A 13,447-nucleotide genomic window follows, 5' to 3' on the forward strand; every position below is an offset into this window, starting at 1 on the left:
TCATCCTCACGGACGAGAAGGACCACCCCCATGGCTCAGATCAGTCCCCCCAGCCCGCCCGAGGCCGGCAGCGGCCAGCCCAGCCTGAAGCGGGTGATGGGCCCCGGCCTGCTGCTGCTGTTCATCGTCGGCGACATCCTCGGCACCGGCATCTACGCCCTGACCGGCCAGGTCGCCGGCGAGGTGGGCGGCGCGGCCTGGCTGCCCTTCACGATCGCCTTCGTCGTCGCGCTGATCACCGCCTGCTCCTACCTTGAGCTGGTCACCAAGTATCCGGAGGCCGCGGGCGCCGCCCTCTACGTGCACAAGGCGTTCGGCAAGCACGCGCTGACGTTCCTGGTGTGCTTCGCGGTGATGTGCTCGGGCATCACGTCGGCGTCGGCGGCCTCGCGGGCCTTCGCCGCCAACCTGGCCACCGGGTTCGGCCTCGACGCGGGCAACGGCGTCATCCTGCTGATCGCCGTGGGGTTCATGCTGCTGATCCTGGCCGTCAACCTGCGCGGCGTCGGCGAGAGCGTCAAGCTCAACGTCGTGCTCACCGCGGTCGAGCTGTCGGGGCTGCTGATGGTGATCGTGCTCAGCGGGTACTTCATCTCCGGCGGCCACGCCGACTTCTCCCGCGTCGTCGCCTTCGAGACGCCCGCCGACAAGGGCGTGTTCCTGGCCGTCAGCGCCGCGACGTCGCTGGCCTTCTTCGCCATGGTCGGCTTCGAGGACTCCGTCAACATGGCCGAGGAGACCAAGAACCCGACCCGGATCTTCCCGCGCATGATGTTCGCGGGCATCGGCATCACCGGGGTGATCTACGTGCTGGTGTCGGTCTGCGCGGTCGCCGTCGTCCCGGTCGGGCAGCTCGCCGCCAGCGAGACGCCGCTGGTCACGGTGGTGCAGACGGCGGCTCCCGGCGTGCCGATCGCCTCGCTGCTGCCGTTCATCTCGATGTTCGCCGTCGCCAACTCGGCGCTGATCAACATGCTGATGGCCAGCCGGCTGCTGTACGGCATGAGCAAGCAGGGCGTGCTGCCGCCGTTCCTGTCGGCGGTGCACGCCACCCGGCGCACGCCGCACGCCGCGATCCTGTTCACCACGGTGATCGCCATCGCCCTCATCACGTTCGTCTCGCTGGTCCCCGACAGCCCGGTCGTGGCGCTGCTGGGCGGCACGACCTCGCTGCTGCTGCTGGCCGTCTTCGCGGCGGTCAACGTGGCGGTCCTGGTCCTGCGCCGGGACGTCACCGGCGCCGAGCACTTCAACGCCGGCCGCGTGCTGCCCGTGGTGGGCACGGTCACCTGCCTCTACCTGGTGCTGCCGTGGTCCTCCGGCCGTCCGGCGGGCCAGTACGAGATCGCCGGGATCCTGCTGGTGATCGGCGCGATCCTGTGGGCGGCGTCCTGGTCGTCGGCCAGGCGCCGGGCCGCCCGACGACCGTGAGCACTGCGAACTCGAGCCCGGAACCTTAAGCCCGGCGGAAGCAGAACGTAAGCCTGCTCCGGCACTCTGGGAACCACACAGAGCGGAACCGGAAAGGACACAGAGAAATGCGCAAGGTCAAGCTGCAGCTCCAGATCACCGCGGACGGCTTCGTGGGCGGCCCCGGCGGCGAGATGGACTGGGTCACCTTCCCCTGGACCGACGACATCAACGCCCACGTGGCGGCGCTCTGGGAGCCGGTCGACACCATCGTGCTGGGCCGCAAGCTGGCCGAGGGGTTCATCCCGGCCTGGGAGTCGCGGCCGGCGGGCGAGACCGAGGAGGGCATCGACAAGATGATCAACACTCCGAAGGTCGTCATCTCCCGCAGCCTCACCGAGTCGCCCTGGAAGAACGCCGTCGTGGCGGGCGGCGACCCGGCCGAGACCGTCAACGAGCTGAAGGCGAAGCCCGGCGGCGACGTGATGGTGGCCGGCGGCGCCTCGATCGGCCGGCAGCTGATCTCGCAGGGGCTGATCGACGAGCTGCACCTGTTCGTCAACCCGGTGGCGATCGGGGCCGGGCTGCCGCTGTTCCCGGCGGGCGAGGGTTACCAGCGGCTGCGCCTGGCCGGCGCGCGCGCGTTCGACTGCGGCGTGGTGGGCCTGCACTACGAGCCGGAACGTTCCTGACCGGTCCGCCCTCCACTGTGGCGGCCGTGAACCGCGGAAGGCGAAAGGGAGCACGTGCCCGGGAATGGCCTCCCGGGCACTTCGCTTTTTGGTCAGAACGCCGCTGACCAGGAGATAGTCCGGCCGTCAATGACGGTAAAGCGAAGGCCCGGGAGAATCGGCGGTCAGTCCACCTCGACGGCGGCCTGGGCGAACTGGGCGGAGTAGAGGCGGGCGTAGGCGCCGTCCGCCGCCAGGAGGGCCTCGTGGGTGCCCTGCTCGACGATACGGCCCTCCTCCATGACCAGAATGAGGCTGGCGTCGCGGATCGTGGACAGGCGGTGGGCGATCACGAAACTGGTCCGGCCCTCGCGCAGCGAGCTCATCGCCCGCTGGATGAGCACCTCGGTCCGCGTGTCGACCGAGCTGGTGGCCTCGTCCAGGATGAGGATCGCCGGCTCGGACAGGAACGCGCGGGCGATCGTGATGAGCTGCTTCTCACCCGCGCTGACCGTGGCCCCCTCCTCGTCGATCACCGTGTCGTAGCCGTCGGGCAGCGTGTGGGCGATGCGGTCGACGTGGGCGGCGCGGGCGGCGGCCTCGATGCGCTCGCGGGTGGCTCCCTCGGCCCCGTAGCCGATGTTCTCGGCGATCGTGCCGCCGAACAGCCAGGTGTCCTGGAGCACCATGCCGATGTCGGCGCGCAGCTCCTCCCTGGACATCTCGGCCGTGTCGACGCCGTCGAGGGTGATGCGGCCGCCGGTCACCTCGTAGAACCGCATGATGAGGTTGACCAGGGTCGTCTTGCCCGCTCCCGTGGGGCCGACGATGGCCACGGTCTGGCCGGGCTCCACGGTCAGCGACAGGTTCTCGATCAGCGGCCGGTCGGGGGCGTAGCGGAAGGAGACGTTCTCGAACGCCACGCGTCCCCGCAGCTCGGCGGGACGGGCGGGCTCGGCCGGCTCGGCCGACTGCTCGGGGGCCTCCAGCAGCTCGAAGACCCGCTCGGCCGAGGCGACGCCCGACTGGACGAGGTTCGCCATGCCGGCCACCTGGGTCAGCGGCTGGCTGAACTGCCGGGAGTACTGGATGAACGCCTGGACGTCGCCCAGCGAGATCGAGCCCGACGCCACCTTGAACCCGCCCACGACGGCGACCAGCACGTAGTTGACGTTGCCGATGAACATCATCGCCGGCTGGATGACGCCGGAGATGAACTGGGCGCGGAAGCTGGAGGCGTACAGGGCCTGGTTGTGCTCCTCGAAGGTGGCGGCGGCCTCCTGCTGGCGGCCGAAGACCTTGACCAGGGTGTGGCCGCCGTACATCTCCTCGATGTGGCCGTTGAGCTTGCCGGTGGACGACCACTGCTTGACGAACTGCGGCTGCGACCGCTTGCCGACGACGGCGGTGACGTAGACCGACACGGGCACCGTGACCAGGGCGATGAGCGCCAGGACCGGCGAGATCCAGAACATCACCACCAGGACGCCCACCACGGTCAGCACCGAGGAGATGAGCTGGCTCATGGTCTGCTGGAGGGTCTGGGCGATGTTGTCGGTGTCGTTGGTGGCGCGGCTGAGGATCTCGCCGCGCGGCTGGCCGTCGAAGTAGCTGAGCGGCAGCCGCGCCAGCTTGGCCTCGATCCGCTCGCGCAGCCGGGACGCCGCCCGCTGGACGACGGTCGTCGTCAGCCGGAACTGCGCGATGCCGAGCAGCGCCGCCACCACGTAGATGGCCAGCACCCAGCCCAGGACGTGGGCCAGGGCGGTGAAGTCGATGCCCTGGCCGGGCACGACGTTCATCGAGGCCACCATGTCGGCGAAGTTGCCCTCGCCCCTGGCGCGCAGGCCCGCCACGGCCTGCTCCTTGGTGAGCCCGGCGGGCAGCCGGGCGCCGATGATGCCGGAGAAGATCAGGTCGGTGGCGTGGCCGAGGATCTTGGGCCCGGTGACGGTGAGCGCGACGCTGGCCGTGCCGAGCGCCAGCACGACGCCGAGCATCGCGCGTTCGGGCCGCAGCAGGCGCAGCAGCTTGCGCAGCGTGCCGCCGAAGTCGAGCGCCTTCTCGGCCGGCCCGGCCATCATCCTGCCCGGCCCGAAGGCGGGCTGCGGGCGGCGCGCGGGAGCCTGGGCGGTCATGCCGCGGCCTCCTGTTCGGTGAGCTGGGACAGCACGATCTCGCGGTAGGTCGGGCAGGTCTCCATGAGCTCGGCGTGGTCGCCGCTGCCCACCACCCGGCCCTCGTCGAGCACGAGGATGAGGTCGGCGTCGCGGATCGTGTTCACCCGCTGGGCGACGATGACGATCGTGGCGTCGGCGATCTCCTCGGCCAGGGCGGCCCGCAGGCGGGCGTCGGTGGCGTAGTCGAGGGCGGAGAAGGAGTCGTCGAACAGGTAGATCTCGGCCCGGTGCACCAGGGTCCTGGCGATGGCCAGGCGCTGGCGCTGGCCGCCGGAGACGTTCGTGCCGCCCTGGGAGATCGGCTCGTCCAGGCCGCCGGGCATCGCCTCGACGAACTCGCGGGCCTGGGCGATCTCCAGGGCCCGCCACAGCTCCTCGTCGGTGGCGCCGGGCCGGCCGTAGCGCAGGTTGGAGGCGACGGTGCCGGAGAACAGGTAGGGCGACTGCGGGACCAGGCCGACCGCGCGGGACAGCGCCGCCGGGTCGAGGTCGCGGACGTTGACGCCGTCCACCAGCACGTCGCCGGCGGTCGCGTCGAACAGCCGGGGGACGAGGTTGAGCAGCGTGGTCTTGCCGCTGCCGGTGCTGCCGATGATCGCGGTGGTCCGGCCGGGCCGCGCGGCGAAGCTCACCCCGCACAGCACCGGGTCCTCGGCGCCCGGGTAGCGGAAGTCGACGGACCGCAGCTCCAGCTCGCCCCGGTGGCCGTCGGGGGTGACGGGGTCCGCGGGCGGGTGGACGGTGGGGTCGGTGCCGAGCACGTCCTCGATGCGCTCGGCGCAGACCTCGGCGCGCGGGATCATCATGAACATGAACATGGCCATCATCACCGACATCAGGATCTGCATCAGGTAGGAGATGACCGCGGTCAGCGCGCCGACCTGCATGGTGCCGTCGGCGATGCGGTGGCCGCCGAACCAGATGACGGCGACGCTGGAGACGTTCACGACCAGCATGACCGAGGGGAACATCAGCGCCATCAGCCGGCCGACCCGCAGCGAGACGTCGGTGAGCCGGTCGTTGGCCACGCCGAAGCGCTCGCGCTCGTGCCGGTCGCGGACGAACGCCCGGATGACCCGGATGCCGGTGATCTGCTCGCGCAGCACCTGGTTGATCCGGTCGATGCGCTCCTGCATGGTGCGGAACAGCGGCCGCATCCGCCAGACGACCAGGCCGACGATGACGATCATCACCGGCAGCACGACGAGCAGCAGCGACGACAGCGCGGTGTCCTGGCGCAGCGCCAGGACGATGCCGCCGACGCACATGATCGGCGCGGCCACCATCATCGTGAACGTCATCAGCACGAGCAGCTGCACCTGCTGGACGTCGTTGGTGGTCCGGGTGATCAGCGACGGCGCCCCGAACCTGTTCACCTCCTGCGCCGAGAAGCCCTGCACGCGGTGGAAGATCGCGGCGCGCAGGTCGCGGCCCAGGGCCATCGACGTCCTGGCGCCGTAGTAGACGGCCACGATCGAGCAGACGATCTGGACGAACGTCACGCCGAGCATCACCAGCCCGACGCGCATGATGTAACCGGTGTCACCGGTGATGACGCCGTGGTCGATGATGTCGGCGTTGAGTGTGGGCAGATAGAGCGTGGCCAGTGTCTGCACGAACTGGAAGAGGACCACGAGGGTGATCTCCTTCCCGTACGGCCTGAGCTGGACCCGCAGCAGGCGGAGCAGCATCAACGGACGCTTTCTGTGGAGGGGGTGCGGTAGGAGGGCAGCAGCAGCCCGTCGAGCAGGACGGAGACGAGTTCGTCGTCGTCCATGTCGCCGAAGTCGTCCGACAGGCCGAAACCGCGGTGGACGCTCACCGAGACGAGCATGAGCAGCAGTTGCGCCGTGGCCATGGGCGAGCGGCGCAGATGGTTGCGGTCGGGCTCGACGAGGGCGGCGAGCGCGGCGGTGATGCGGGCGCGGCTGTCCATCATGTGCTCGCGGAACTCGGCGTCCTCGGCCATGAGCTCGCGGGGCACGGTGAAGAGGTTGACGTTGGCCTTCATGCCGGCCCGCAGCAGCGCCGCCACCTCGCGCAGCCGGTCGCGCAGCCCGGCGGTGGCGCCGATGGCGGCGAGCGCGTCCTCGGCCGGTCGGGGGTCGAACGCGCTCATCAGGGCCGCGCGCAGCAGCGTGGCCTTGTCGGGGAAGACGCCGAAGATCGTGCCCTCGGCCACGCCCGCGGCCTCGGCGATCTGGCGGGTGCTGACGGCGGTGCCGTGCGCGCGCAGCAGGGGGACGGTGGCCTCGATGAGGGCGGCACGGCGGTCTTCGGGCGCCATCGCGGGCACCCGTCGCCTCTTGGTCATGCGGACGAGCGTAATGAGTGAGTACTCGCTCGTTCAAATCATTATTTGCCGGACATGTATGTCGGGGCGGGTCACTCCGTCCTGTCGGCTGCCAGGTTCTTGAGCCACACGCCGGCGCCCCGCAGGAGAACGTCCAGCTCACGGCGGAGTTCGGCGTTCTCGCGGCGCAGCCGGAGCAGTTCGTCCCGCTCGGTCAGGGAGAGGACGCCGGTTGCCTCCGGCTGGACCGGCCGCGGGTGGTGGCGGGCCTCGGGAGCCGGGTCGTGCGTGCGGAACGCCTCCTCCCAGGGGCCGAGGACGCCGGCGGCGGCCGGAGCGGGCCCGGCCACCGGGGCCGCGGGGGTCGCCGGGGTTGCCGGGGACGCAGCGGGGGTCGCGGCGGCGACAGGGGCCGGGGCGGCGGCGGCCTTGGCCTTCGGCAGCGTGAGGGTGACCAGCGCGGCGACCACCGCGACGCCGCAGCCGATGAGCAGGGCGGTGCGGAAGCCGGTCTCCGAGGGCAGCGTGTGGCCGCCGACCGTCACGGTGAGCTGGGCCAGGACGACGCCGATCACGGCGGCGCAGACCGAGGTGCCGATGGAGCGCATCAGGGTGTTGAAGCTGTTGGCGGAGGCGGTCTCGCTCCTCGGCACCGCGCCCATGATGAGGGCGGGCATCGCACCGTACGCCAGGCCGACCCCGGCGCTGCCGACGCAGCCGGCGATCATCAGGCCCCAGCTCCAGCCCATGAGGCCGAGCGCGGTGCCGTAGCCGGCCGCGATGACCAGCGCGCCGACGAACAGGCTGGTCCTGGGCCCGCGGGCGGCCGACAGCCGGGCGCCGAGCGAGGAGACCGCCATCATCGTCAGCCCGGACGGCGCCATCCAGAGCCCGGCGGCCAGCATCGACTGGCCCAGGCCGTAGCCGAGCGCCGCGGGCAGCTGCAGGATCTGCATGAGGACCAGCGACTGGGCGTACATGGCGAAGCCGACGAGGATCGAGGCCACGTTGGTGAGCAGCACCTGCGGGCGGGCGGTGGTGCGCAGGTCCACGAGGGGGTCGCGGACGCGCAGCTCCCACAGCCCCCACAGCAGGGCGAGCACCACCGCGCCGCCGAGCAGCCCAAGGGTGGTGCCGCTCGACCAGCCCCAGTCGCCGCCCTTCGACACGCCGAGCAGCAGGCAGACCAGCGCCGTGCCCAGGCCGAGCGCGCCGACCAGGTCGAGCCGGGCCCGGACGGCGGCGGCGGGCGTGGCCGGGACCAGCAGCCAGATCAGCACCGCGACCAGCACGCTCAGCGCGGCCGAGCCCCAGAACAGCACCCGCCAGTCGGCGTACTCGGCGACCGCGGCCGAGATCGGCAGCCCGAGCGCGCCGCCGATGCCCATGGACGAGCTCATCAGCGCGATGGCCGGGCCGACGCGCTGGGGCGGCAGCAGGTCGCGCAGCGCGCTGACGCCGAGCGGGATCATGCCGACGCCCAGCCCCTGGAGGCCGCGTCCGGCGATCATGGGGATCAGGGAGCCGGACAGCGCGCACACCACCGACCCGGCGATGAGCGGCACCGAGCAGACGAGCATCATGGTGCGCTTGCCGTAGAGGTCGCCGAGCTTGCCGATCACGGGGGTGGCGACCGCGCCGACCAGCAGCGTCACGGTGATCACCCATGACGTGTCGGCGGCACCGGCGTGCAGCAGCCGCGGGAGCTGGCCGATGAGCGGCACCACCAGCGTCTGCATGAGCGAGCCGACGATGCCGGCGACCGCGAGCACGCTGACGATCCCGCCGCCGGAGCGCGGGCTGGGCGCGGAATGCACCATTTATCCCCCTATTGTCCGAATGCACCCTACACAGGATGTGCCCCCTGCACAACCTGTGCGCCCTGCACATTGAGCGGTCCGCGCAAGCCGGACTGCCCCCCGAACGGCGCGCCGTCGCGACCCGGGCCGCCGGGAGGACGGCCACGGTCGCGGGTTGCCGCGAGGTCAGCCGCGGTCGCGGGCGCCGCCGTCGAGGACCTGGTCGATGTGGGCGGCGAGTTCGACGTCGCGCTCGGTGACCCCGCCGGCCTCGCCGGTCGAGAGGCGGAAGCGGATGCCCTCCGCCGTCCGCTCGATCTCGGCCTGGTACCCCAGCGTGGCGCCCTCGTTGTGCACCGCCTCGCTCAGCCAGCCGTAGCTGTCGGGCGTGATCGGCACGTCCTTGACCAGGGCGTCGCCGTCCCGCCGCCAGCCCTCCAGCGCCGCCAGGGCGGTGTCGATGTCCTCGTCGGTCAGGCGCTCGGCCATGTTGCCCCCCAAGTCGTCGGCTTCCCGACGCTCGGCTACCACCGATGAGCCGCTTCACACCCGCCGCGCCCCCGTTCGCGGTCCCGCCGCGCCCGGCGGCGCCGGGTTTCGGACGTCCGGCGGCGCGCCGCCCAGCGGCCGGATCTGACACTCGGAGCGCACGCCTGCGCCGTTTCTGACATAGGGGTTGACGCCGCCGGGACGCCCGGCCACCGCCGCCGAGCCCCTGACAGGCCGGTAATCACAAGATCGTTTATATAAATGCTTGAATTACCGCATTTATGACCTGACTTACTACGCATTTCGGGCAAGTCATTTCTGTCAGGACACACAAACTGTTTGCCGAAACACAGTGAAATGTGATCAGTTTACGGACGTGAGAGATTTTCTCATTGTCGGGGGCGGCGTCGCGGGCGCCTGCGCGGGGTTCTTCCTCGCCAGGTCGGGCACCGTGACCCTGCTCGAAGCCGAGCAGGTCCCCGGCCACCACTCGACCGGACGGTCGGCGGCGCTCTTCTCCGAGTACTTCGGCAACCCGGCCGTCCGGGCTCTCACCGCGGCGAGCAGGGACTTCCTCGCCGCGCCCCCGCCGGGTTTCGCCGACGTCCCGCTGCTGAGCCCGCGCGGCGTGCTGGCGCTGTGCCCGCCCGGCGGCGAGAAGCCGTTCGACGAGGCGCTGGCCGAAGGGCGGCGGGCCCCGACGCCGGCCGTGGAGATCGACCTCGCGCAGGCCCAGGCGCACTGCCCGATCCTGCGTCCGGGCCGGTTCAGCAGGGCGATGCTCAAGCCCGGCGCGATGGACATCGACGTCGACGCCCTCCACCAGGGCTTCCTGCGCGGCATCAGGGCGCGGGGCGGCCAGGTGGTCACCTCCGCCCGGGTCCGGGCGCTGTCGCGCGCGGGCGGCGTCTGGCGGGCGGTCACCGACGCGGGCGAGCACGCCGCGCCGATCCTGGTCAACGCGGCAGGGGCGTGGGCCGACGAGGTCGCCGGGCTGGCCGGGGTGCGGCCGGTGGGCCTGCGCCCGCTGCGCAGGACCGCGTTCCTGGTGGACCTGCCCGAGGGGACGGACGCCCGGTCCTGGCCGATGGTCACCGACGTGGCCGACACCTTCTACGTCAAGCCCGAGTCCGGGCGGCTGCTGGTCTCCCCCGCCGACGCCACGCCCGTCCCGCCCTGCGACGCCCGCCCCGACGACCTGGACGTCGCCGTCGGCGTGCGGCGCGTCCAGGAGGCCACGACGCTGGAGATCCGCAGCGTCCGGCACGCCTGGGCGGGGCTGCGCAGCGAGGTGGCCGACGGGACGCCGGTGATCGGGCCGGACCCCGGCGCGCCGGGATTCGTCTGGCTGGCCGCCCTGGGCGGCTACGGGGTCCAGACGTCGCCCGAGGCGGGCCGGCTCGCCGCCGCCGCGGCGACGGACGGGGCCGTCGAACCGGCGTACGCGCCGGGCCGGCTCCGGAACGACTTGGAACGCCTATGAGGAAGGCGACGGGGGCGTGTGGGGCAAGGGGGCCGGTCGCCGTTCGTACATTCCTGACAGAGAGGTGGAGATGACCGGCAACACCCGCGGCTTCACCGGCCGGGCGGTCGACTTCGGCCCGTTCCGTCCCGTCCCGGCGTTGATCGAGGAGCAGACCGACCGGTGCCCCGAGCGGCCGGCGGTCACCTACGACGGCAGGACCCTCACCTACAGGCAACTGGACGACCTGGTCAACGGCCTGGCGGCGACGCTGGCCGGGCACGGCGTGGGCAAGGGCGACGTGGTCGCGGCCCTGCTGGTCAACTCGCTGGAGCTGCCGGTCGCGTACCTGGCGCTGATGAAGCTGGGCGCGGCGTTCGTGCCGCTCGACCCGTCGTGGCCGGTCGAGCGCGTGCGCGACACGCTGGACGTGCTGCCGGACGGCCCGATCCTGTGCGCGGGCGGCGAGCCGCTGCCGCCGGGCGCCGCCGATCGGGCGGTCGTCGTCGGGATCGACGCGATCGTCCCGACCTCCGAGCGGCCGGCGGTCGAGCTGGGCCCGGACGACCTCGCGTACGGCTACTTCACCTCCGGCACCACCGGCACCCCCAAGTGCGCGATGAACCGGCACGGCGGCCTGGCCAACCGGCTGCGCTTCATGACCCGCTACTTCGCCGCGACCGGCGACGACGTCGTGCTGCAGAACAGCAGGCACACCTCCGACTCCGCGCTGTGGCAGCTGTTCTGGCCGTTGACCACCGGCGGGCGCACCGTGCTGCCCGTGCAGGGCGACTTCCTCAACCTCCGGCACACCATCGACCTGATCGCCCGGTACGGCATCACCACCGCCGACTTCGTCTCCAGCGTCTTCAACGCCCTGGTCGCCATCGTGGACGGCGACGCCGCCGCCCTGCGCTCGCTGTCGTCCCTGCGCCGGCTCGTCGTCGGCAGCGAGGCGGTCAGCCCGCGCGCGGTGCACCGCCTGATGGCCCTGCTGCCCGGCCTCGACCTGACCAACGGCTACGGCCCCACCGAGGCGTCGATCGGGATGGTCTTCCACCGGGTGTCGGCGGCCGACGGCGACGCGGTCCCGCTGGGCCGTCCGATCGACAACTGCTACGCGGTCGTGGTGGACGACGACCTGCGCCCGGTCCCGCCCGGCACGACCGGCGAGATCGCGATCGGCGGCGTCTGCCTGGGCGCGGGCTACCTGGGCGACCCGGCCGCGACGGCCAGGGCGTTCGTCGGCAACCCGTTCCCCGGCGAGATCCCGGGCGAGCGCCTCTACCTCACGGGCGACCTCGGCCACCTGGACGACGACGGCCGCCTGTTCTTCGCCGGCCGCAAGGACTTCCAGGTCAAGATCCACGGCGTGCGCATCGAGCTGGGCGAGATCGCCGCGGCGGCCCAGCGCTGCCCCGGCGTGCTGCAGGCCGAGGTGCTGGTGGCCGAGCAGGCGGGCGTCAAGGCGCTGGCGCTGTTCGCCTCCGGCAGGGGCCTGACCGAGGCCGCGCTGGCCGCCGAGCTGCGCCGCACGCTGCCGCGGACCAGCGTCCCGCGCTACTTCTTCCCGCTGGCCGAGATGCCGCTGCACGACAACGGCAAGGTGGACCGCGGCCGGCTCCAGGAGATCCTCGACGGCCGGCTGGCCGAGGACACCGCCCTGCTGGCCGAGAGCGCGCCGACCGCGTGCCTGGGCGACCAGGTGCTGCGGGCGATGCGCTCGGCCCTCGGCTGGCCGGGCCTGACCGCCGAGACGCACTTCGCCGAGTCGGGCGGCGACTCCATCCAGGCCCTGTCCGTGGTCCACATGATCACCGCCGAGACCGGCGTCCGCGTGGACGTCAAGGACCTGTACGACCACCCGACGGCCGGCGCGCTGGCCCGGCTGATCGAGCGGCGGCGGCAGGACCACGAGGCCATCGAGGAGGAGTCGGTGCTGATGGCGCGCGACTCCGTGGTGCCCGACGGGGAGCCCATCCGGCGGGCGTCCAGGCCGGAGCGGCTGCGTACGGTGCTGGTCACCGGGGCCACCGGGTTCGTCGGCAGCCGCCTGGTGCACGAGCTGCTGAGCCGCGGCGGGCTGCGGGTGTGCTGCCTGGCGCGGGCGGCCGACGACGAGGCGGCCACGGCCCGGGTCGTGGCGGCGCTCGCCGAGCGGGGGCTGTGGGAGCCGCGCTTCGCCGACCGGCTGGAGGGCTACGCGGGCGACCTGGCCTTACCCGGCCTCGGGCTGGACGGCTCCACCTGGGAGCATCTGGCCCGAGCCTGCGACCTGGTGCTGCACAACGGCGCGATGGTGAACTTCCTGTTCGACTACCGCGCCCACCGTCAGGCCAACGTGCGCGGCACGATCGAGCTGGTGCGGCTGGCGATGGCCCACCATCCGGTGCCGCTGCACTACGTCTCGACGCTGGGCGCGCTGCAGACGGAGGCGCTCCACAGGGGCGAGCGCGTCCCGGAGGACTGCGACCCGGCGCTGGCCAGGGCGCCGGGCGGCGGCTACAGCCGGTCGAAGTGGATCGCCGAGCGCTACCTGGCCGAGGCCAGGCGCCGGGGCGCGCTGGTGACCGTGCTGCGGCTGGGCGAGATCATGCCGAGCGCCGACAACGGCTATCCGAACCCGGTCGCCTTCACCCACCTGCTGCTGTCGGCGTTCCTGCGGCTCGGCGTGCGTCCCGACGTCGCCACGCGCACCGACTACACGCCGGTCGACTACGTCGCCGCGCGGGTCGGGGCGGCGGTGGCCGACCCGGAGGTCTGGGGCCGTACGCTGCACGTCTTCCGCGCCGAGAGCGTCAGCATCGACGACGTGCCGGCGCGGGCGGGCGTGCCGGTCACGCCGATCCCGTGCGGCGACTTCGCGCGGCTCGTGCGCGAGACCGGCCGGGCGAGCGGGGACCGCGAGCTGATCACGCTCGCCTCCCTGCTGCCCGCCGCGGCGGACGAGGAGGAGCTGCGCCGGGCGTTCGGCGGGCTGCTCACCGACAACCCCGCGCTGTTCCGCAAGGACGAGTGCCACAGGCTCGAACAGCGATGGCGGCTCGGCGAGGGCACCCTCGACGGCCCGATCGCCGCCTACCACGCCCGCCTGGCGGGCACGGCCGGGCAGCGGGTGCCCACCGGTTGATCAGGAAAGGTCA

The 13,447-nt window shown here is 72.2% G+C and carries 9 protein-coding genes; 4 read left to right on the top strand and 5 right to left on the bottom strand.

From position 1 onward, the window contains the following. Nucleotides 1–30: 30 nt before the first annotated feature. Nucleotides 31–1,431, top strand: a complete 1,401-nt coding sequence (locus ACIBQ8_RS42745; protein WP_397194973.1) for an APC family permease — start codon at nucleotides 31–33, stop codon at nucleotides 1,429–1,431. A gap of 107 nt (nucleotides 1,432–1,538) precedes the next feature. Beyond that, nucleotides 1,539–2,102, top strand: coding sequence for a dihydrofolate reductase family protein (locus ACIBQ8_RS42750; protein ID WP_397170771.1), 564 nt, complete (start codon nucleotides 1,539–1,541; stop codon nucleotides 2,100–2,102). Nucleotides 2,103–2,266: 164 nt separating this feature from the next. Here ACIBQ8_RS42750 and ACIBQ8_RS42755 read toward each other — a convergent pair whose 3' ends face one another. The 5 genes from ACIBQ8_RS42755 to ACIBQ8_RS42775 all read right to left on the bottom strand — a co-directional run bounded on the left by ACIBQ8_RS42755 (nucleotide 2,267) and on the right by ACIBQ8_RS42775 (nucleotide 8,842). Then, a complete protein-coding gene (locus ACIBQ8_RS42755) occupies nucleotides 2,267–4,219 on the bottom strand; it encodes an ABC transporter ATP-binding protein (RefSeq protein WP_397170769.1) in 1,953 nt (650 codons plus the stop codon). Next, entirely contained in the window at nucleotides 4,216–5,952 is a 1,737-nt protein-coding gene (locus tag ACIBQ8_RS42760; RefSeq protein ID WP_397194974.1) for an ABC transporter ATP-binding protein, read from the bottom strand. The genes ACIBQ8_RS42755 and ACIBQ8_RS42760 overlap by 4 nt, the downstream gene beginning before the upstream one ends. After that, a complete protein-coding gene (locus tag ACIBQ8_RS42765; protein WP_397194975.1) occupies nucleotides 5,952–6,575 on the bottom strand; it encodes a TetR/AcrR family transcriptional regulator in 624 nt (207 codons plus the stop codon). The genes ACIBQ8_RS42760 and ACIBQ8_RS42765 overlap by 1 nt, the downstream gene beginning before the upstream one ends. Before the next feature lie 71 nt (nucleotides 6,576–6,646). Continuing rightward, complete coding sequence (locus tag ACIBQ8_RS42770; RefSeq protein WP_397194976.1) at nucleotides 6,647–8,374, bottom strand: MFS transporter; 1,728 nt, start codon at nucleotides 8,372–8,374, stop codon at nucleotides 6,647–6,649. 165 nt (nucleotides 8,375–8,539) lie between these two features. After that, nucleotides 8,540–8,842, bottom strand: a complete 303-nt coding sequence (locus tag ACIBQ8_RS42775) for a 4a-hydroxytetrahydrobiopterin dehydratase (RefSeq protein WP_397194977.1) — start codon at nucleotides 8,840–8,842, stop codon at nucleotides 8,540–8,542. A 376-nt stretch (nucleotides 8,843–9,218) separates the two neighbouring features. Here ACIBQ8_RS42775 and ACIBQ8_RS42780 point away from each other — a divergent pair, with 376 nt between their 5' ends. Together ACIBQ8_RS42780 and ACIBQ8_RS42785 are read left to right on the top strand one after the other, a co-directional pair. After that, nucleotides 9,219–10,325 (top strand): NAD(P)/FAD-dependent oxidoreductase, encoded by a 1,107-nt coding sequence (locus ACIBQ8_RS42780; protein ID WP_397194978.1) that lies wholly within the window; start codon nucleotides 9,219–9,221, stop codon nucleotides 10,323–10,325. Between the two features lie 70 nt (nucleotides 10,326–10,395). Beyond that, nucleotides 10,396–13,434 carry an amino acid adenylation domain-containing protein gene (locus ACIBQ8_RS42785; RefSeq protein WP_397170762.1) on the top strand — a complete coding sequence of 1,013 codons (3,039 nt, stop codon included), beginning with the start codon at nucleotides 10,396–10,398 and terminating at the stop codon, nucleotides 13,432–13,434. Nucleotides 13,435–13,447: the final 13 nt, after the last annotated feature.

Source organism: Nonomuraea sp. NPDC049646, from assembly GCF_044465525.1.
In the GTDB taxonomy this organism is placed as follows: domain Bacteria; phylum Actinomycetota; class Actinomycetes; order Streptosporangiales; family Streptosporangiaceae; genus Nonomuraea.

What these genes read in the sequence shown, in the direction of transcription:
- ACIBQ8_RS42745 (WP_397194973.1), top strand. Translation starts at nt 31, where the DNA reads ATGGCTCAGATCAGTCCCCCCAGCCCGCCCGAGGCCGGCAGCGGCCAG.
- ACIBQ8_RS42750 (WP_397170771.1), top strand. Translation starts at nt 1,539, where the DNA reads ATGCGCAAGGTCAAGCTGCAGCTCCAGATCACCGCGGACGGCTTCGTG.
- ACIBQ8_RS42755 (WP_397170769.1), bottom strand. Translation starts at nt 4,219, where the DNA reads ATGACCGCCCAGGCTCCCGCGCGCCGCCCGCAGCCCGCCTTCGGGCCG.
- ACIBQ8_RS42760 (WP_397194974.1), bottom strand. Translation starts at nt 5,952, where the DNA reads ATGCTGCTCCGCCTGCTGCGGGTCCAGCTCAGGCCGTACGGGAAGGAG.
- ACIBQ8_RS42765 (WP_397194975.1), bottom strand. Translation starts at nt 6,575, where the DNA reads ATGACCAAGAGGCGACGGGTGCCCGCGATGGCGCCCGAAGACCGCCGT.
- ACIBQ8_RS42770 (WP_397194976.1), bottom strand. Translation starts at nt 8,374, where the DNA reads ATGGTGCATTCCGCGCCCAGCCCGCGCTCCGGCGGCGGGATCGTCAGC.
- ACIBQ8_RS42775 (WP_397194977.1), bottom strand. Translation starts at nt 8,842, where the DNA reads ATGGCCGAGCGCCTGACCGACGAGGACATCGACACCGCCCTGGCGGCG.
- ACIBQ8_RS42785 (WP_397170762.1), top strand. Translation starts at nt 10,396, where the DNA reads ATGACCGGCAACACCCGCGGCTTCACCGGCCGGGCGGTCGACTTCGGC.